The sequence below is a fragment of the Oceanobacillus sp. FSL K6-0127 genome (assembly GCF_037983385.1).
GTDB classification, from domain to species: domain Bacteria; phylum Bacillota; class Bacilli; order Bacillales; family Amphibacillaceae; genus Oceanobacillus; species Oceanobacillus profundus.
In genome coordinates this window covers 847,821-868,220 of the sequence record NZ_CP150287.1, presented here as the reverse complement: position 1 = coordinate 868,220, position 20,400 = coordinate 847,821, and the positions used below count along the sequence as shown (strand labels likewise).

Sequence of the window (20,400 nt, the reverse complement as noted above, 5' to 3'; positions counted from 1 at the left end):
CCCATGTTATATACATAGGAGCCTTTCCTAAATTAAAATGGAAACTTTCGATATTCATTTTGTACAGAAATCCATTTCAGTTTTGTAAATTCATCAACTACCCACGGATTTCCAAATCTACCCAAACCACTTTGTTTATTTCCACCAAATGGTATATTGGATGCATCATTAACAGTTTGGTCATTAACATGTGTCATCCCACTGTCAATCTTCAATCCATATGCCTCACCTTTTTTGATATCCGATGTAAATATGGAAGAAGTCAGACCGTAAATTGTATCATTTGCTATATCGATCGCATGATCGTCCGTTTTAGCTTTAATGATTGAAACTACTGGTGAGAACAATTCAGTTTGAGCAATTTCGTCCGAATTATCGACATCAACAAATACATATGGTGTTAGTACGTTTCCTTCACGCTTTCCTTCTAAACCAAGCTTGACACCATCCTTTTTTGCTTTTTCAACAGTTTCAAGCACTTTTTTTATTTGATTTTCATTAATAAGCGGACCAATAACCGTGTCTGGATTTGTTTGATCCCCGTACGGTAATTTCGCAGCTTGCTCTATGAATTTATTTGTAAATGCTTCATATAAATCATCGTGAACAATAATCCTGTTAATGGACATGCAAATTTGCCCCTGGTGCATAAACTTTCCGAAGATAGCTGCCTCCACTGCCTTATCAACGTCCGCATCCTGCAGAACAATAAATGGGTTATTTCCACCCAGTTCTAATGCGACACGCTTGAGATTTTCCCCAGCAACCCTGCCTATATGCTTTCCAAATCCAGTCGAACCAGTGAAAGCTACTAGTTGTATAACTGGGTTTTCCAGCATTTCATCGCCGATCTCATCTGGAGTTGTAAGGATTGATTGGAATACTCCATTAGGCAATCCTGCATAATCAAAAGCTCTTGCAATAATAGATCCACCTGTCAATCCAACCTGTAAATCGGCTTTATGAACAACCGTATTTCCCAGTGCAATTGCAGGTGCAATTGATCGCATCGATAAATTCATAGGAAAGTTAAACGGCGAAATAGATGAAATCACTCCGAGTGGCTGACGATAAACTTTATTTATTTTCCCTTCAATTGTCGAAGGAATTTCTATTACGTTATCTATGGTGTCCATATAATTATATGTTTCTTTTAACACCTCGATTGTAAGATTTAATTCTAATTCTGCTTTGAGCAGTGTACCACCTGTTTCTTTACTGATTATAGTTATAATCTGCTCTGAATTATTTTGCAGAAACTCCGCAGCTTTTCGAAATACTTCCTTTTTGTCGCTCACAGAAGAATGTGCCCATTCTATTTGCTTAACCTCAGCAACCTCAAACGAATGCTTTAATTGTTTTAACGATGCCAAATTAACAGAGGTTATTACGGAATTATCATAAGGATTAACAATATTTTCTGTAATCCCTGCAGCTCCTTCTACCCACTTTCCATCAATATAATTTCTATTATAATTTTCTATAAAGTTTTCCACTCGTACACACCTCTCTATAATGAGTTCTAATATACCTTTTTCCCCTTCTAAGTAAAAATATTCTTAAACACCGGTCTGCTGAAACTTATAATGCAGGGGAAATTAAAAGGCACGAGCCCAATGTATATATCGAGCTCATGCCTCTTTAAAATAACTTTATTGAATTCCCCTTTTAACCCACTCCGCAACTGTCGCCGTACGTTTTGCTTGATGTTTCACAGCACCTTGAACGTCTTCAATCATTTTACCTTCTTGATCGACTGTTACACTTGTCCCATAAGGATTTCCACCCGCTCCATAAATAATAGGATCCGTGTATCCAGGAGTTGCAATAATAGCACCCCAGTGCATCATAGAAGTATACAATGATAAAATAGTCGCTTCTTGCCCACCATGCGGATTTTGCGCAGAAGTCATTGCACTTACTACTTTATTCATTGTTTTTCCCTTTGCCCATATTCCGCCTTGAATATCCAGGAATTGCTTCATTTGAGATGGCATATTCCCAAATCGCGTCGGAACACTGAAAATGATAGCATCTGCCCATTCAATATCCTCTGAGGTTGCTACTGGAACATCTTTTGTTGCTTCAACCGTTGCTTTCCATCCTTCATTTCCTTCAATCACTGATTCAGGGGCTAATTCTTCTACTTTTAATACCCTTACTTCAGCACCTGCTGTTTGTGCTCCTTCTTCTGCCCATTTCGCTAACTGATAGTTTGTACCACCCATACTATAAAAAATAACTGCTAATTTAACATTTGACATATTTTCTATTCTCCTTTGTTTTTGCGATTAGCTTGTCTACAAAACCCCATTTTTATTCCACATTTATAACGTCTTTTATCAGACTTAAAAAAGTCTTATTTCTTCCAAAACCGCCAAAAGTCATCTAAAGTTACCCCACTTGTTAAGGTTTAGCACACATGTGTTGATAAAAATATAGATACAAAAGGAATTAACCATTATTTAATTTTAATAGATGCCGGTTGATTTAAAAAGCAGCCTAACCGAAGGCGATTCTACACAACTGAAATCGCGAGTATTCTCGACTAAATGATAAATAAAGAAAAGGCTGATTCAACAAGAATTTCATTGATCAGCCTTTTCCTTTAAACGATGATTACTTCAAATAAATTTGCAATGAAACCTTCTTATTGGCATAGGACCAAACTGTGTTTTCTACTTTTAGGTTAGTACTAAATCTTTCAATCCAAACCTGCTTTGCATTCAATAATGCCATTAATTGAGCAGTATTAAGTGTCACTTCTTCTGTTTCTTCATTTTTTTGAAAAACAAATACGACGTTCACCAGATCTCCTTGATTCATCGTAACGTTCACTTACCTTCCTCCTTTATTTGTTTTAGTAACATACGATCAACTTTAAATAAATGTTTCACTTTTAGTTCGTCGTATAAATGGTTATACATTCTACCGCATTTCTCAAAATGAACCACTAAGGTCTTATGGTAATTTCTTCATGAAAAAAGATGAGCACCAAAGATAAAAGTGCTCATCTCTTATAAACTTATTATTGATTTGCTTGTTCTAACCGCGACTCAATTTCTGCCATAATTTCGCCTGCTTTTTCCCAATTCCCATTAGAAAGGGCATCTTGATAATTACTAAACAGCTCGGAGAATTCCTGTAATAATTCATCTGAATCGACTGACGTTTCCGGAGCTGACGGCTCCTCCTCTTCCGTTTCAGTTGATTGTTCAGGTTCCCCTTCAATATCCTCTTGGGATGGCCCTTCAGGCTGTAGATCACTTGCGTCAATATCACCACTGGCAAGTTCAAGGATACGCTCTAATGCTTCATCAAAAGTTGCCTCCATCACGATATGATCCTGATATGCGACGACAACCTGTTTTACTTCTGGCAATGATGTTTCATTTGAAGACTCAATGTAGATTGGTTCCACATAGAGCATCGTGTCTTCAAGCGGAATGGATAACAAGTTCCCACGGATAACTTGAGAACCACCCTGCGACCATAGGTTTAACTCTTGAGAAATAACACTGTCCTGGTTAATCCGGTTTTCAATTTGCTGAGGACCATAGACATTCTCCTGTTTTGGAAAACGATAGACAAACTTTTCACCATAATGCTCGCCGTCGTTTCGCACACCAATCCAGCCAATCATGTTCTGCCGGTTTCTAGGTGTATAGGGCATCATTAGAATGAATTCCTCTTCCTCATATTCCGGAAGCTTCATCGTTACATAATAAGGTTCCATCTCAATATCCTCATTAAAATAATGCTCCGTCGGAAATTCCCAACGATCTTCACGGTTATAAAAAATCTCCAGATTTGTCATATGATACGTGCCATATTTGTTTGCTTGGATGGTAAACAATCTTTCTGGATAACGAAAATGACTTTGTACATCTTCTGGAATTTCCGTTGTAAACAAGTCCGGGAATATATTTTGATACGTTTTGAGTAATGGATCATCTGGTTCGGTTACAAAGAAATTAACTTCTCCAGTATAGGCATCGACCATCACTTTCGCTGCGTTTTTAATGTAATTTTTGTTGTCTTGATAGTTTTCTGCATATGGATAGCCTTGTTCTACAAGATAAGCATCAATAATCCAAGCTAGTGACCCATCATCTCGAACAATGATATATGGATCTTCATCATATTCAAAAAACGGCGCAATCCGGTTCACACGGTCCACAATATTTCGTGTATCAAGCAACTGACTTTCATTCGAGAGCTGATCCGACACGAGCATACGGAAAGAACCTTCGTTCATAGCAAAAAGTAATCGGTTCCAGCCACTAAGCTGAATCCCCTTATCTGCTTCATAACGGTTGGTCATATTCTCATCACCAGATGGATAGTCGAATTCATCGACTGCTGAATTGACGATCACGTTTGGATAATCCAACTCTCCAAAATAAATTTGCGGACGCTCAACATCAACCTCTCCTTCAGGCGGGAGATTCCTTACAATATATTGTGGTTGTCCTTGAGAAGTAACCTCATTGACTTGGCTCATCGCAATCCCATAGCCATGTGTGTAGCGCAATGTCTGGTTTACCCATGTTTGGGCTTGCTCTGGCAAGTCATCCGTACTCAATTCTCTTGCACCTATAAATACTTGCTGGTAATCGCCGTCAATTTCATAACGATCAACATCAATATCATTAAATTGGTAGTACGTACGGAATGTCTGCAATTGATTGTAAATATCAAGCAACGGACGCGAATCATTAATTCGCACGTTATTAATAGTTAGCTCATTATTCTCAATCATCTCTTCATCTAATGAATCTTGGTTACCCGGATGTTCTGAGATATTAATATTCTCAAGATCATAAGCTTGCCTTGTATAATTTAGGTTATGTTCTAAATAAGGCTGTTCGCGCTGAAACTCATTTGGCTCTACCATATAGTTCTGAACAATTGCGGAAACCCCTTGTCCAAGAATAATGACAGCAATATATAAAACAATTGGAATTAATATTGAATTAATATTACCTTTTCGCAGTGTAAGAATAACCCAAATTGCCCCAATGACTGCAACCGCAGCTAGAATATAGGATACAGGAATATTAATAATGCGATCGGTATAGCTTAGGCCATGTACCACACTAGTTTGAAACACATTCACTTGATTCGTCAGTAAAGTTTGAAAAGGTGATAGTAAGTGTGTGACCGCTAACAATACGCCAATAATAGCAATGGTTAGTCCAAGATGAAGTTGCGCAGAACGATTCATGCGGTACATATGAAAAACGGAGTATGCTGCAATCACAACGACAAGCATGAAGAAGCTTAATCCTAGTAAAATATTGATGATAATTTCTAAAAATGGCAGTACAAACATGTAGAAGGAAATATCTCGGTTAAAGATTGGATCACTTTCTCCAAACGTTTCATAGTTTAAGACTTTTAAAAGCGGCTCCCAGCCCACACCCTGTACAATAATACTACCAATAAGTCCTGCAAATACGGCAATTGCGATAATTATTCCATTCACAATTACTTTCTTTTGTGAGAAAAATGCAGGAAGCTGATGGTGGTCAAAATGGCTTAAATAGGTTCTGCGTATCCAAAATACGGTTAACCAGGTTACAAAGCCAAAAATGACAAAACCAGCTGCTGCAAGTGTAAGTTTACTACCTAAAATTGTCGTAAACACGTTACCAAAATCAATGGAATCCATCCAAATATATTCTGTAATCCATTGGAAAGCGATCGTACCCAAAATGAAAAGAAGAAACAGAATTCCAATAATCGCTCCAGTCCAACCACCGAACTTTTGGATCTTTTTCATTTGTTTCTGGTTTATATTAACGTTAAAGTCCATACATCCTCCTTTTTCGGTTCCTTACGAATAAATCCCTAGCTATTTTCTTATCTATTCAGATTAAAAAGAAAGAACCGGTACTTATGTATTAGTATCTATATCTATTATTCTAACAATAATACATGTATAAGTCATTTTTGGTTACTTTATGACAAAGGAGGACAATACCGATAAAGTGAAACTTCATTCAGTGGGGGTTTCCCTTCCTCCCCCACTGAATGTTAGTTGAACAGAATCAGGAATTTACTGGCTGTTGATCCCCCACTTACAATTCCTGGTACTCCTCGAATTCTTGAAGTGGGGGTCTTACAGCCAGTTAATGCGTGATAAAAGTTCCCATAAATAAAGGACAGAACCCATAATAAATAATTCATGGTTCTCGCCCTTCATCACTCTTTCTATTTTTTTAAAGCATATCCATGTTCAATAACAAAACCACGATATAGCCCTTATACCTGTGATAAATCGATAATACGTTGATTTCGACTTCCATAGAAATTTAAGGTTAAATCTCGCTCCTCCAAAATAAACGGGCCATCAACGAGCACATCACAATAATGGAGTAATTTCTGTTGATATGGATCAGGCGATTCAAGCAATTGTTCCAATGTGTAACCGGTATAGGCCCAAATGTTTTTCTTTAGCTCTTTTAGTCGTTTTGCTACTTGAGATACGTCTCTTGCTTGGAAAAACGGGTCACCGCCAGATAAAGTAACATCTGTTAACGGATTACTCGCTACCTCTTCAACCACCTCTTCAACTGTCATTTCTGTACCATTACGGATATTCCAGCTTTTTGGATTATGACATCCCTTGCAGAAATGTGGACACCCCGCGAAGAAAATAACCGTTCGCAATCCTTCTCCATCAACAACAGAATCATGAATAATATTCATCACTTTCATTGATGTTTAACCCGTTCCTTTTCTTCCGCACATTTGGCGGAATTCCATCGTTTCATATCTCCAACCAAATATCCAGTAATTCTTCTGATTCTTCCAATTCTACTCTCATCTGCATTCTGACAGTTTGGGCACGCATTCTCTATAATTCCGGAATATCCACATACACCACATTGATCAACAGGATGATTGATTGCACCATAACCAATATCAGCGGCGGCCATTGCTCTTACTAAAACATCTAATGCCTTTATATTTTTAGAAACATCTCCGTCACATTCGATGTATGTAATATGACCACCATTACATAAACGATGGAAAGAGCCTTCAATTTTAGCTTTATCAATACTCTTGATAGAATAGTAAACCGGGACATGGAAGGAATTCGTATAGTAATCTCTATCTGTTATACCAGGTATTTTTCCGAAAACCGCTTGGTCTTTTCGAGTAAACTTTCCAGATAATCCTTCTGCGGGTGTTGCAATCAACGAGAAATTCAAATCGTAATCTTCACTCGCTTGATTAACTCTGTCTCGTAAATACTGAATGATTCGATATCCTAATTGATAAGATTCCTCTGATTCACCATGATGCTTACCAGTTAAAGCGACTAAAGCCTCCGCCAATCCAATAAAGCCAATACTTAATGTGCCTTGTTTTAATACATCACCAAGTTTATCTTCTTGTTGAAGGTTTTCGCTCCCTCGCCAAATATGCTGCCCATATAAAAATGGAAAGTTTCCTGCCTTCTTTTTAGTTTGAAAATCAAATCGCTCCATTAATTGTTTTATTGTAAGTCCAGTATAGTAATCTAATAGTTTAAAGTAATCGAACTCATTCTTTGCGGCAAGTGCAAGCTTTACGAGATTGATAGAAGTAAAAGACAGATTTCCCCGCTGCACTCCATTTTCCTCACCATGACGATTTGCCATCACACGAGTCCTGCAACCCATATAGGCCACTTCCGATTCTGGAGTACCATCATAATGCACTTTATTAAACGTCGAATCGATAAAGCTAAAGTTTGGAAATAATCGCTTCGCTGTTGTTCCAAGTGCTAATTGGTATAAGTCATAATTCAGTTCTCCAGGTTCAAAATTAATTCCCTTTTTCATTTTAAAAATCTGAATAGGGAAGATTGGTGTCTCACCATTACCCAGGCCTGCTTTCGTGGCCAACAAAAGGTTCTTGATAAGTAGACGACCTGCCTTAGATGTATCTGTACCGTAATTGATGGAAACAAACGGAACTTGTCCACCTCCGCGCGAATGCATCGAATTACAATTATGTATAAAAGCTTCGCAGGCCTGGTATACATCTCGATTCGTTTCCTGCCATGCTATCTCATCTATTTCTTCCGCTGTATATGAAGTAGCATAGCTTTGTAAACGTTTCTTATTTTTCTCGAAAGTTTTATTAACATAAGGTGCAAGATCATATTCAAACATGGGATAGCTTTGCCCACCATGCTGCATGTTTTGATTCGATTGAAAAATAATGGATGCTAAAGCCATCGCACTTACAATATCTTTCGGTTCACGCATATGTCCATGTCCAGTATTAAAACCATCTTTCAGAACTTTTCCTAGTGGAATCTGACAACAAGTGGTTGTACCCGTAATTAGAAAATCAAGATCATGGGGGTGGATATAATTTTCATCGATTGCTTGTCTGACATCTTCGCTAAGTATCAATTCTTTCGCATACGACTTCGTTACTTCCGCAGAAACCTTTGACATTTGTCCCATTGGTGAGTTCCCATCAACATTGGCATTTTCTTGAATCAGATCATGATTACTTGTATAAACAATCTCATCCAATTTGTTTAGCGGGAAGTAGTCTTTCACTTCCGTTGACATACTTGTACTCATTTTTCCGCTCTCCCTTTTTTATTGTTTCTAGTTCTCTTATTTTGTTTTATTCCCCCAAGCCTCAATACTACATTTGGTGTTAACAAAACGAATTAGCACTATATATTGTATGCTATCATAGTAAAAAAGAAATAGCTGTGTCCAAATTGTGAAACTGCAAATTGAAGTAGCACTTGAAATGATGTAACAGTTCCGCGTATACATGAATAAGAGAAGTGAATAGAAAGCGAAAGGAACAATTTCATATTGATTAAAAATAGTGACTCAAAATCTCATTCTCTTGAGTCACCTTCTTCGTTCTTACGATTTCTCGCATCAGTGTTTGGGGTCTACAAATCGACCATAATCTGGTATTGCTAGTCGGTCAAATTCTTTAACCAGTCTTGCTAATCCTTCTGAAAGCTCTTGCCCAGACACTGGCATTCCATGACCAGTTACCACAATAGCAGGGTTTAACTCTTCCAGCTTTTTAACAGATTCCCAAGCAGCAGTCCAATCAGTCGTCAAGTACCTTGGCGGGCCGTTAATTTCCACTTTTTGAGTCATTACCTTGTAAAGTGATTCTTGTTTCACGGTAACAAAAGCATCGCCAGCAATAAGAGCACGATCTTTTTCCCTAAACAAAGATACATGACCAGGAGCATGTCCTGGTGTATGAATCCATTTCCAACCAGGCATATGTGGAACACTTCCATCATCAGGCAGTGCTTCTATATTGCTTCCTAAGTTAACAGCTTCATTTGGGAACATTGGTGACATTTTTGCCACAAGTCCCCCTTCAACGGATCCATCCGGTTCTGGATAGTCTTGTTTTCCAGTTAAAAAAGGCAACTCAGCCTCATGGGCATATACTTTAATTCCCCACTTCTCCACTAAATCTACAACTGCGCCAACATGATCAAAGTGTCCATGTGTTAGTATAATTGCTTGTGGTTTACTGTCTTCTCCAAACCGTTCCTCTACCATTTCCACAATCCGATTGGATGATTCAGGCATACCAGTGTCCACTAAAACCCACTCACCTGAATTATCCGGATTACCCACACAGCACAAATTCACAATTTGATTTGTATAGCAGTAAAGATCGGGAAGAACCTCCTTCCCAACTCCACTCGTCATCGAATACATCGGCAGAAACTGATCCTCCATTGAATCATGCATTCCATTTTGTATGTCTTTTTCCATAAAAATTCTCCACTTTTCTTTGTTTTAGTTTTGTTCACATTGATTTGTTGTTCATTTAAGTTTTTATATATTAATTAAAGTCTTGTTAAAAACATCTATATTATTTGGGCTAACGGCAAAAAGTATGTACATTTTTAAAAGTCCTATTAAAGCACCATACTTTGTATCAATTAATATAAAGGTTTAGGCACAGCAATCGATACTTCGCTAACTATAATGAGGGCATTGCAAGAGGTAAGAGGCGGGTCATGCTCAGAACCCCTTACGCTAATAAATCTGTGTTCTAATATTAGAAAAAAAACATAAGTATAGAAATGGTACTTATATCTCAACCGTTTGAAAGGGTGATTAAATGGATGATGAGAAATCATCAAAAAACCAAAAACGGGTAAATCAAGATTTTAAACAAGAACAACTAGACCAATATCGAATAAGAGACTACGGCCAGCCAATGACAACACAGGAAGGAAAAAAAAGATCACAGGATCAGGATCAATTAAAAGCAGGTATCCGTGGGCCTTCCTTACGTCAGGATTATGAATTCTTAGAGAAGATGTCACACTTTGTTCATGAAGAAATACCTGAAAGAGTGGTTCATGCAAGGGGTTACAGTGCATACGGTGAATTTGAATGCTATGAGTCTATGACACATGTAACAAAGGCAGGATTTTTACAAGAGGCGGGTAAAAAGACGCCAATAACTGTCCGTTTCTCTACTGTACAAGGCGCGAAAGGATCCTACGATACTGCAAGGGATTTACGCTGTAAAGGGGTCAAGCTTTATACAGAAGAGGGAAACGTTGATTTAACAACGATTGCAATGCCTGTTTTAATTAATCAAGACGCAATGAAGTTTCCGGACGCAATGCACGCATACCAAGCTAAACAAGCAGATGACATACCAACCGCAAGCGGAGCGCACGACCGTTTTTGGGATTATGTGGCCAATAACGATGAAGCACTTCACATGGTACTTTGGATTATGTCTGACCGGGGTATTTTAAGAAGCTATCGAATGATGGAATCATGGTCCATTAATACGTACCTATTTGTTAACGATCAAGATGTGGCTACCTTTGTGAGGTATGTCTGGAAACCTGTCCTCGGAGTCCATTCTCTGCTTCAGGATGAGTCACTGAAAATCGGCGGACTCGACCCTGACTTTCACAGAAGGGATCTGAGGGAAGCCATTGATAATGGCGCTTATCCAGAATACGAGCTAGGCGTCCAATTGATTTCGATGGAGGATGAATTCAAATATGACTTCGATGTTCTGGACCCTTCAAAGTTTTGGCCAGAAGAGCTTGTCCCTGTTCAAATGATTGGTAAGCTGACATTAAATAGAAATATTGATAACTACTTTACGGAGTCTGAACAAGTCGCATTTAACCCTGCAAATGTCGTTCCGGGAATTGATTTTTCCAATGATCCCGTTTTGCAAGGAAGATTAATGGCTTATCGGGATACCCAACAACATCGACTTGGCAGTGCCAATTACGTTGAATTACCAATAAATAAGCCAATATGCCCGTTTCATAATAATCAGCGACGAGGTGCTATGAGACAACGAATCGATGTTGATAAAGTAAACTATCACCAAAACTCACTTGCAGATAATACACCATACACAGTACCTCCAGAAGAAGGCGGCTATAAGGATTATCCCGGAAAAGTAGATGGCTACAAAATCAGAGCTAGAAGCGAATCGTTCAAGGATTATTTTTCACAACCGAGGATATTCTGGAATAGTTTAACTCCAATAGAAAAGCAGCATACGATTGAGGCGCTAAGCTATCAAGTAGGCAGTGTAAAAAGTGAGTCGGTTCGTCAGCAGGTTGTTAATATACTTGTCAATGTTGATAAAGATATGGCAAGTATTGTTGCGGATAACATCGGGGTGGATCGACCAAGCGGATCCAATGTTCCTGTTTCTACAAGCTATTCTTCTCTTAGTCAGGCCAGTACACCTAAATATGCATATACACAAAAAGTAGGCGTACTTATTGGCGATGGTTATAACGGTAATGAGGTAACCAATGCACTTAACACCTTACAGCAATATGGTGTTTTTGTTGACATCATAAGTGAAAGGCTTGGTACGGTTACCGGAAATGATGGAACAACACTCCAAGTTGATAAAACGTTCCTTACATCGAGCCCTTATCTTGTAGACTCACTTTACGTTGTTGGCGGAAGTTCTAGAAACCAGGCAAAATTCAACTCAGACATCACGGAATTTGTACATGTAGCTTATAAGCACTATAAACCAATTGGTGTTTCCTCAACTGGAGAGTCTTTTATTCATGCATCAGAAAACAATAATTTGGCTGGTGTAGTTTTTGCTGCAAATAATCCAGATTTTGGTGAGGATTTTGTTTCTGCCATAGCGCAGCAGCGGTTTTGGGACAGAAAATAGCCTTTTATATTGGATGGGAGAAAGGAAATGTTCTTTCCATCCTTTATACTTTCTACGGAGTCCTGTCGCTCCAATATAATAACAACTCCTTAATTTTATTCAGTCTAGCTTTTAGCCAATTTCAAAAACAAAATTAGAAGAAGAATCGTGTAAATGATTATCCAGATAAAAGGAAATATGGATAGGTCTCCAAGATTTTCCCCGCTCCAATTCATTAGTGATTGCTGTGTGTTTACTGCAGGGGGAATAACCCAGGTTATATTTTTCAAAGCAGTAGGCAGGGCACCATGGATTCCAAGAGCTGCGATGGAAAGAACAATAGTAAGTGCTAGCCCACCATAGGAATTTACAGGGCTTTCCATCAGTGCTTCACTAAATAAACTAGCAACCGTAATACCAAGAGTTGCTAATAAAATATGGTTTGCAAAAGAAACAAAACCAATTGTTAATGTCACAGGTTCAGCGAACATACCAAAAATAATCGGATATACAAAAGAATATACAGTTAGCAGCACGGCTATTAGCCATACAGATAATAATTTTGAAATATAGTAACGATTTCTCCCTTTACCATGAAGTATCATAATTTGTCTTTGTACTGGTGGATCCAGTGATAAAACACTGATACACAACCAGGACGATATAACATATATAATCAACGCAGTCACAGCATAACTATCAATGATTGGATTTGGAGTATATGTATATTGGACAAATACTAAGACGAAGAAAGTAGAGATGGGAGGAAAGTATTTATGGGATCGCAAATAATCGTGCAAACTAAATTTAATCAGTTCTTTCAAATAGATCCCTCCTTATAATTGGAAATAGCGGGACATCTTATTCCCTTTCCCACTCTCCATCGTTATCTACAGTTGTTACTTGATTAATGCTTCCTTGTAATGCTAGGATTCTCGATAAAATTTTATCACTATAATTCGCATGAACATATAGTAACAACCCATTATCCATTTCCTTCATGTGCAATACTTCCTCCCATTGTTTCACCTGAGAATCATCCAACCGCTTTACTTCTATTAACTTCAATGAATCCTTTTCGTTTTTCATCTTTGTCTTTGAAAGAAGGCCATTATATATATAGTAAGTCGTTTCCACTATATCCTCAAAGATGTTTGATTCATGATAGGTTAATAGTATTGTCGACCCTCGTTCTTTCAATTCTTTGATTACTAGGAGTAATTCCTGTTGGGCTTGAGCGTCAAGTCCGGATATAGGTTCGTCCAGGATTAAAAGCTCTGGTCTTTGCATGATAGCTTGGATGATCCCAACTTTCTGGATGTTTCCTTTTGAAAGTTCGTTTATCCGGTGATTATCCAGCTTTTCTAACTGAAATCGACGTAAAAATGCTGGAATATTTTTCTTAATACGCGCTTTTGAAATTCCAGTAATTGTACCTATGTAACACAAATACTCACTTGGAGTTAAACGTATATCTTTTGGAAACCTCTCTGGTACATATCCTATTCTAATCTTTTTATTAGGATAAATAACCTTACCAGAAGTTGGCTTCTCAAGTCCCGCTATCAATCGTAAAATGGTGCTTTTTCCAGTACCATTCCCGCCCAGTATTGCAATAACTTGTTTTTGATCAATGGTAAGCGAAACATCACGTAAAACCTGTTGATTATTGTACGCTTTACTAATATGCTCAAGCTCCACAAACTTCTCCATTTAATCGCCCCCAACCTAACCTATTTCACTTGGGCTCTGCTCTCTCATCCAATTGATTCGGTTATTCATTTCATTTGGCTCATCACACCTAAACATAACCGTATAAAAGCTACTTATCATTTTTACAGAAAGTATCACAAGTAAAATTGATAATTGTAGCGTTCTAGTATTTATAGTCTTCACTCTTTAGATTCATTCAATGTGATTGCTTTTTCAACAAGCGAAGTGAAGATGTCCTCTTGAATATCCTCAAGCTTTGTAATTCTTATATGGCGCATCGCTTTTCCTGTACCCTTCAATAAGTCACTTTCAATTTCATTTCCTTTATAAAACCCTAAATTAACATGTTTCTTAGCAGGTTGCAGATAGCATACGAGCCCCTTATATGAATAGCTAGGCATTGACCATTTGAACTCTTCAATAAGCTTGGGCGAAGCATCAAAAATAACTTTCCGCAATGCATTTGTAATCTCTTGAATGTCAGGTGACAATTGATCAATCATTTGATCAACTTTCTCAGTTGTTCGTATCTTATCAGTCATCTAATCAATCTCCTCTTTAAGCTCAGCCAAACAATGAATCATATAGGGATAGGGAAGCCCTTTTTGATTTTCGACTGGTTTAGTTATTGTTATACAATTTCTTCTAACATCACTGCAGATTATAGCTATCCTAATCATTTGTTCTTCGGAATGCTTAAAATGATCCATTCTTTTCCCTTGATTTGTTTCCCGATATAAAGAGTTTGCCCTACGTGATAGCTAATGTGAACGACTTCTGTTTGAATTGCTTGAAGCACACTAATCGATTTCCCCCTTAGTGTAACCTTCCTATTTAGATCTTCTCCGTTAAGGTTCCCGATTGTATGAAAAAGCAGCTTCCATCCATCTTCCCAAATCTGCATCAGATGTTTCTTTGACTCATTACGATCAACAAATTCTAAGTCTCTATTTCTATAAGCTTTTTCTCCATCTGCCGTTAAAAAATCTACCCATCGAGAGTGCATATTCCCACTCAAATGTTTGATAATAATTGCAATGCTATTCGACTCTTCATTTGACTTCCAGTGTAAATCCATTTCAGATAATTGTTCGATTCCCTTTTCTGCACGTTCTTTAAAATGTTTAAACTGTTCAATTATAGTTGTCAGGTACTCATTTTCAAAGGTAATTAAAATCACCCCTTATTATAGATTCAATTCAAATTTTGAGGTAGATGAACACTATCCTTCTTATATATGCTGTTGTATAAATCAAAGTAAGAAAGGTTCCCCACTAACTAACCGATCATGGAGTCCTTAGCAATTACAAATCATGACGACATTTCCATCTGGATCCTTTATATTAAACTAGGCTGTGTCTTCCACCCACTCCATTTCTCTCACAATTACGATCCCTTTTTCTTTCACGTATTTATAAGCAACATCAATATTGGGTGCATAAAAATTGAAAATCGGACTAGGGCTCACATGATGTTTGAAAAACGGATCAAAGGTGTGATCATCTAAAGTGAGCGATGATGTCCCTACTACCGGGACGTTAAAACCGGTGACACAACTTGTTCTAAATCAACATCCATTCCTAATAGGTCACAATACCATTTTGCAGAAGCTTTCAAATCCGACACATGTACAAACACACCATTCATTTGATTTTTTATCGGCAAGATATTCTCCACGTTATTACCGCTCCCGTATTTTTTATTGAATGTTACTGTTTCAGATTGCTGATACCTCCAATTACTTTAGGCATAGGAGAAGCAACCATTACAGCTTATCCCAAAATCTATATTGATCATATAAAATTTTATAAAGTTTGTAAAATACAATCTATTTAAAGTGTGTTATTAACTTATTTTTTTCAAAGTACCTTAATACTCAATTGAATAGAGTCTTATTGAATGATATCATAACGTAAATAATTCCCGAACACTGCACCAATCACTCCCCAAATAACAATACTTACCGTATGCCAGATGATTACCCTCTCCTTACTTGCGCCTGCAACTAATGAGGCAAAGGCAGCAATATGACCAGAAGCGACTAATGGGGTAAGTATTGCACCCCCTGGTACTCCGTATTTCTCGTATAGTTCACTTGCCTTGGTTACTCGATTTTGAATAAACCCTTTCTCTTTTGATTTACGATTGCGAATTCTCGTCAGTAATGCATCGAAAGGTAAAATAATAAGCATGACTGAAATCCAATTACCGATGATACCGAAAACAAGTGAAACGCCAATAATTTTTCCTACAGCTGCTGCTAAAAAGGCCTCAAGAAATGGGGTTGCACCTATAAGAAATACACCTATATACTGGTAAAAATAGTTAACCTCAGATAGTTGAATAATTAAATCGCGCAAATTAATTAGCTCCTTAATAGTTTAATATTTTACTGACAAAATAGATACGAAGTCTCATCTCCTATGAAAGATACTAGAAAATATATCGGTACCTGTTTTTCCCAAGATAGCTATAGCGAAAATTGCCGTTGCCATATTAAAAAAAGGGAAATCGTAAGGAGTAAACCATTCTGTAAAAAGCCTTGAATCTAAAACTCTACTTGCTATGTTTCCCGAATCATTTATATTCGGTTCAAATCCCGTACCGTCAATAGCAATAAATAAAAGTTGCACAATTATAAAGACAACTATTAGAATTAACCAACTTTTAATTGGAATGGGACGGTCCTTTTTTCTGTTATTTGTCATTTGAGTGCACTCCTTTCATGCATGTTAATAGAAAACCTTGCATTTCAAATCGATAAAGAATATTTAGCCTCTAGATTTTTTATTTGTTAAAAATACAATATCTTCAAGACACAAAATGATAAGTAATGAATGTGAGAGCCCTGGGTTCAGACTATTAATATTCTCGACCATACTTCTCGTTAATGAATTGTTTTAAGTACAGATTACGTTTAACATTACATCCCATCTAATTTTTTTCTTAACATTTTCCTCAGTTTAAAAACAATGCTATTTGCGCGTTCCTCATTGCTTGCCAAAAGTTTATACCCATTCAGCACAGTTGAAGTTCGGCTCAATATAGCGATCCCTATCGCAATAAAAGCAATACTAATCGGATAATAAGGGGTGAAAAATCCTGAAGTATACCCTTTTCTTTCAAAGAATATTGGTATTAATCCTGCAATAAATACACAAGCACCAACTGACATAACTAAAGCATTTCTTCGTTTTATCATTCCATATCTAACTTTCAGTTCTTTAAGATAATTTTCATCAAACAGTAAAGGTTCTTGCTTCAGTATTTTATATTGGTCCTCTTCTAGATACCTTGCTGATACAGTAATTCCAATTCCTATGGTTACAATAATGATAGTTGGCAATGCATACATTGACGGATTTTGATTAAAAAAGAAATAAGGTATAAAACCTAAAGCCATAACAAATAGTCCGAAAGCAATATATTTACTAACTTTCCTCTGGTTCAGCAAGAACCCTTCTGCCATTTCTTTGCTAACATAATATCCATCATCATTTTACTCTTTTGATTGCGCAGTCTCTTTAAGCAAATAGTCAATGGAAACCTCAAAAATATTTCCGATCATCAATAGCTTTTCCGTCTCTGGAAATCCTTGCCCGTTTTCCCATTTACTAATCGCCTGTCTTGTTGTATTTAGTTTTTCAGCCAAATTCTCTTGAGAAAATCCTTTTTCTTTCCTTAGTTTAAAAAGTTTTTCACCAAAGGTCATGCACGAAACCCCTTTCATTTTGTTAGTTCTAGTTTAGGATAACAATGCTTTTCTTTCTATCACGGAGCAAATGCACTTTGTCAACGGATGGTTGCATACATGTTATGCATGGTTTTATGCAGATCGCAAAGATCCTATTCTAATGTATCATGGAATCTTTGGTAGAAAGTAATCGAAACATAAAAAATCCAGCATTAGGTTGTTGGACACTAATACTGGATTTTTAAGTTGTTGAGCCACCAAATAGTACTTAAGGACAAATAAACCTTACATCAATTCCTTTTGTATTCGTTGAATTGCGGATTGTGAAAATTCATTTGCGAATGAGCCATCCACCCTTACAGCACTACCAAAATGATAATCTTCTGCACTTACCATTTGATGAATACCCGCAATGTTTTCTGGTGATAGTCCTGAACCAGGCATGATACTCGGTCCGTTTTGCCCGAAAGATAGTTTTACCAATTTTGCTAACTGGTCTTTGCCTTTCTCACAATTTACTTCCCCGCCGGATGTCAAAATCCGCCTTACATTCTGTTTGAATTGGAGTAAAGTACGGTAGGCGGCTTCTTGTGAATAAACCTCATCAAACGCGCGGTGAAAGGTTATATCTATATCTGGGAACCGCCGAATAATCTCACGAAGCATTTCTTCATTTATGGTACCATTCTGATTTAGTGCACCGAAGACAATTCGATTGCCTCCAAGCTTTGTAATCATTTCGATATCTTCACAAATCACCTGAAAATCATCTTCTGTATAGTAAAAATGATAGCTATGGGGGCGAACCATGATCTGGACAGGAATCTTTACGCTTTGCAGGACCTGTTTGATCGCTCCATAGCTTGGGGTTAGCCCTCCCTCTTTCATTGCGGATACGAGTTCTAGACGGTGAGACCCTAGTTTTTCTGCCTGAATAGCTTCTTGCTTATTTTGTACAATCAGTTCCAAATTCATATCTTTCACCAACCTTTTTGCAAACTTCTAACGTTTTACAGATGCAGCCATTCTTACATACGTATGGCGTCTTCCTCTGATAGCGATGGAATAGGTCATAATGTTTTCCGGGACAGCAATTCCGTAAAATCCTGTATCCCCTATATGATAAATATCTGCACCAGCCATTTTACTATTTAAAGCGATTTGGCGGATCGTTGCCTCATCAGCTCCTTCTTGGCTTGTCCCAATCGTGAGCATTGCCAGCGCACCTTTTGAATGAACAAATTGAACATAGTTTTGGACAGTATCCAATGTGATTCCAGGGACTGTTCCAGGAGCAGGCATTAAAATAACATCCGCTCCCGCATCAATAAAACTGGATAGTGCATCTTCTGAAATAATACTGCTGCCTGTTTCATTTGCAACTCCAGCACCATGCATTTTTCCTGCAATAATTAATCCTTCTTTACCAAAAACCTCACGGGCCTTCTGAATAGCAACAACCGTTTCATTATTTGTCACACCTGTTTTAGGATTACCTGTTAAACATATGAAATCAAAACCTAATTTTCTCGCTTCCCTTAAGGATTCTTCGGTAGCCAATCTTCCTTTTGAAACTGTATCTAATTTTTCTATTTGTTCGGCATGAAGGTCGACTGGTTCTAAATTCAGGCCAACAGGACGTCCAGTTAGTTCCTTCACTTTTTGTATGACTGATTCATTCTGATCACATTCAACCCCTTCAACAGCAGGGTTAAACACATCAAATAAATTTAATAAGAGTAAATCAGCACCGAACGCAGATGCAAGTTCAGCATTGGTGACGCTCGGGTATAATGGCGCTACAGAAGTCATTGTCTCTGATAGCATTACTCTTCCTTCACAGGCTTGAATGGACTGCTTTAAGTCTTGGCCATTCATTTTTTGAAAATCAGAAGCCGTACAATCTAATAATCTTTTCACTAAAAATTTCCCCTTTCTTCATACTTCTATGTTATCGATTAATTTTAACTTTGTATTTATAGCGGTCAGCACGATAGTATGATTGTACATACTCTAAAGGTATATCATTTTCAGTGAGACTAACTCGGGAAATATAGAGAATCGGATCACCAATTTTAATATCAAGCGCGTCAGCCATGTGCTTACGAGCGATTGTTGCTTCCACTTCCTGTTCAGCGGACAAAATCCGAAGTTCAGTCTCATTTTCAATATGTTGATAAATGGATTGTTCTGCAATTTCTCTCGTAAGGCCTGGAATACGATCTACTGACGTATAAAAGATTTGAAATGCGATTGGCAGCTGATCCCCTAAACGCAATCTTTTTATTTCATAGACTGATGAGCCTTCCTCCAGTCCTAACTTCTTGGCTAACCATTCACTTGCTTTTATAATGTTAAATTCTAATACCTTTGTTCCTGCTACCATTCCCCGTAAACGCATATCCTCCGAAAAACTTGTTAAGTGTTCCAAATCCTGTTCGAATTTCTTATAAGCAACGAAAGTTCCTTTCCCACGTTCACGCTGTAAATAGCCTTCACTTGTAAGATTATTCATTGCTTGCCTTACCGTCATTCGACTAATTTGGTACTTCTCAGCATACTCACGCTCAGAAGGAACTAAGTCTCCAGGTTTTAACTCCTTCTTTTCAATCATCTCTTTTATCACTTGTTCCAATTGAAAATAAAGTGGTATTGGCGATTCTTTGATTATCATTTTAGAAAACACGTTCCTTTTATCGTTACGTAAAAGCAATGATGTCTTGTATCGGATATTTAATTATTACGTTCGACTATATTTTAATACGTAAGCTATCGTTCTAGATAATCCACGCTAGGCTGTTCAAGCGATTAGGACACTCCCA

The 20,400-nt window shown here is 37.5% G+C and carries 18 protein-coding genes and 1 pseudogene; 1 reads left to right on the top strand and 18 read right to left on the bottom strand.

The annotated features are described in order from the left end of the window. Positions 1-32 precede the first annotated feature (32 nt). The 7 genes from MHH64_RS04235 to MHH64_RS04205 form a co-directional block, all read right to left on the bottom strand. Positions 33-1,496 (bottom strand): aldehyde dehydrogenase family protein, encoded by a 1,464-nt coding sequence (locus MHH64_RS04235; protein WP_251661289.1) that lies wholly within the window; start codon positions 1,494-1,496, stop codon positions 33-35. A 156-nt stretch (positions 1,497-1,652) separates the two neighbouring features. Beyond that, positions 1,653-2,264 (bottom strand): NAD(P)H:quinone oxidoreductase, encoded by a 612-nt coding sequence (wrbA, locus tag MHH64_RS04230; protein WP_095313081.1) that lies wholly within the window; start codon positions 2,262-2,264, stop codon positions 1,653-1,655. Between the two features lie 355 nt (positions 2,265-2,619). Next, the gene (locus MHH64_RS04225) at positions 2,620-2,838 is read right to left on the bottom strand and encodes a hypothetical protein (RefSeq protein ID WP_240033846.1); all 219 of its coding nucleotides are present in this window, start codon (positions 2,836-2,838) and stop codon (positions 2,620-2,622) included. 190 nt (positions 2,839-3,028) lie between these two features. Further along, positions 3,029-5,818, bottom strand: coding sequence for a UPF0182 family protein (locus MHH64_RS04220; RefSeq protein ID WP_340002739.1), 2,790 nt, complete (start codon positions 5,816-5,818; stop codon positions 3,029-3,031). A gap of 449 nt (positions 5,819-6,267) precedes the next feature. After that, positions 6,268-6,723, bottom strand: a complete 456-nt coding sequence (gene nrdG, locus MHH64_RS04215) for an anaerobic ribonucleoside-triphosphate reductase activating protein (protein ID WP_095313079.1) — start codon at positions 6,721-6,723, stop codon at positions 6,268-6,270. Then, positions 6,720-8,579, bottom strand: coding sequence for an anaerobic ribonucleoside triphosphate reductase (locus MHH64_RS04210; protein ID WP_340003255.1), 1,860 nt, complete (start codon positions 8,577-8,579; stop codon positions 6,720-6,722). Before MHH64_RS04210 ends, nrdG begins: the two co-directional genes overlap by 4 nt. A gap of 327 nt (positions 8,580-8,906) precedes the next feature. Continuing rightward, positions 8,907-9,776, bottom strand: a complete 870-nt coding sequence (locus MHH64_RS04205; protein ID WP_340002738.1) for an MBL fold metallo-hydrolase — start codon at positions 9,774-9,776, stop codon at positions 8,907-8,909. A 352-nt stretch (positions 9,777-10,128) separates the two neighbouring features. Between MHH64_RS04205 and MHH64_RS04200 the strand changes: the two genes are divergently transcribed. Then, positions 10,129-12,192, top strand: a complete 2,064-nt coding sequence (locus MHH64_RS04200; RefSeq protein ID WP_340002737.1) for a catalase — start codon at positions 10,129-10,131, stop codon at positions 12,190-12,192. Positions 12,193-12,296: 104 nt separating this feature from the next. On the opposite strand, the gene MHH64_RS04195 is transcribed toward MHH64_RS04200, so the two are convergent. The 11 genes and pseudogenes from MHH64_RS04195 to MHH64_RS04145 all read right to left on the bottom strand — a co-directional run bounded on the left by MHH64_RS04195 (position 12,297) and on the right by MHH64_RS04145 (position 20,252). Beyond that, positions 12,297-12,995, bottom strand: a complete 699-nt coding sequence (locus MHH64_RS04195) for a hypothetical protein (protein WP_340002736.1) — start codon at positions 12,993-12,995, stop codon at positions 12,297-12,299. A 37-nt stretch (positions 12,996-13,032) separates the two neighbouring features. Further along, on the bottom strand, positions 13,033-13,884 hold the full coding sequence (locus MHH64_RS04190; protein ID WP_340002735.1) for an ABC transporter ATP-binding protein: 852 nt from the start codon (positions 13,882-13,884) through the stop codon (positions 13,033-13,035). A 179-nt stretch (positions 13,885-14,063) separates the two neighbouring features. Next, the gene (locus MHH64_RS04185; protein WP_095313074.1) at positions 14,064-14,426 is read right to left on the bottom strand and encodes a DUF1801 domain-containing protein; all 363 of its coding nucleotides are present in this window, start codon (positions 14,424-14,426) and stop codon (positions 14,064-14,066) included. Positions 14,427-14,560: 134 nt separating this feature from the next. After that, on the bottom strand, positions 14,561-15,064 hold the full coding sequence (locus MHH64_RS04180; protein ID WP_340002734.1) for a DUF1572 family protein: 504 nt from the start codon (positions 15,062-15,064) through the stop codon (positions 14,561-14,563). Between the two features lie 347 nt (positions 15,065-15,411). Then, positions 15,412-15,561, bottom strand: coding sequence for a VOC family protein (locus MHH64_RS04175; protein WP_339315584.1), 150 nt, complete (start codon positions 15,559-15,561; stop codon positions 15,412-15,414). A 215-nt stretch (positions 15,562-15,776) separates the two neighbouring features. Beyond that, entirely contained in the window at positions 15,777-16,244 is a 468-nt protein-coding gene (locus tag MHH64_RS04170) for a hypothetical protein (RefSeq protein WP_340002733.1), read from the bottom strand. Between the two features lie 54 nt (positions 16,245-16,298). Next, on the bottom strand, positions 16,299-16,592 hold the full coding sequence (locus MHH64_RS04165) for a YfzA family protein (protein WP_340002732.1): 294 nt from the start codon (positions 16,590-16,592) through the stop codon (positions 16,299-16,301). A gap of 215 nt (positions 16,593-16,807) precedes the next feature. Further along, positions 16,808-17,596, bottom strand: a pseudogene (locus MHH64_RS04160) (helix-turn-helix transcriptional regulator). Between the two features lie 267 nt (positions 17,597-17,863). Continuing rightward, positions 17,864-18,553, bottom strand: a complete 690-nt coding sequence (locus tag MHH64_RS04155; protein WP_340002731.1) for a copper homeostasis protein CutC — start codon at positions 18,551-18,553, stop codon at positions 17,864-17,866. A 27-nt stretch (positions 18,554-18,580) separates the two neighbouring features. Then, positions 18,581-19,498 carry a haloacid dehalogenase-like hydrolase gene (locus MHH64_RS04150; protein WP_340002730.1) on the bottom strand — a complete coding sequence of 306 codons (918 nt, stop codon included), beginning with the start codon at positions 19,496-19,498 and terminating at the stop codon, positions 18,581-18,583. Between the two features lie 31 nt (positions 19,499-19,529). After that, positions 19,530-20,252 (bottom strand): GntR family transcriptional regulator, encoded by a 723-nt coding sequence (locus tag MHH64_RS04145; RefSeq protein WP_340002729.1) that lies wholly within the window; start codon positions 20,250-20,252, stop codon positions 19,530-19,532. Positions 20,253-20,400 lie beyond the last annotated feature (148 nt).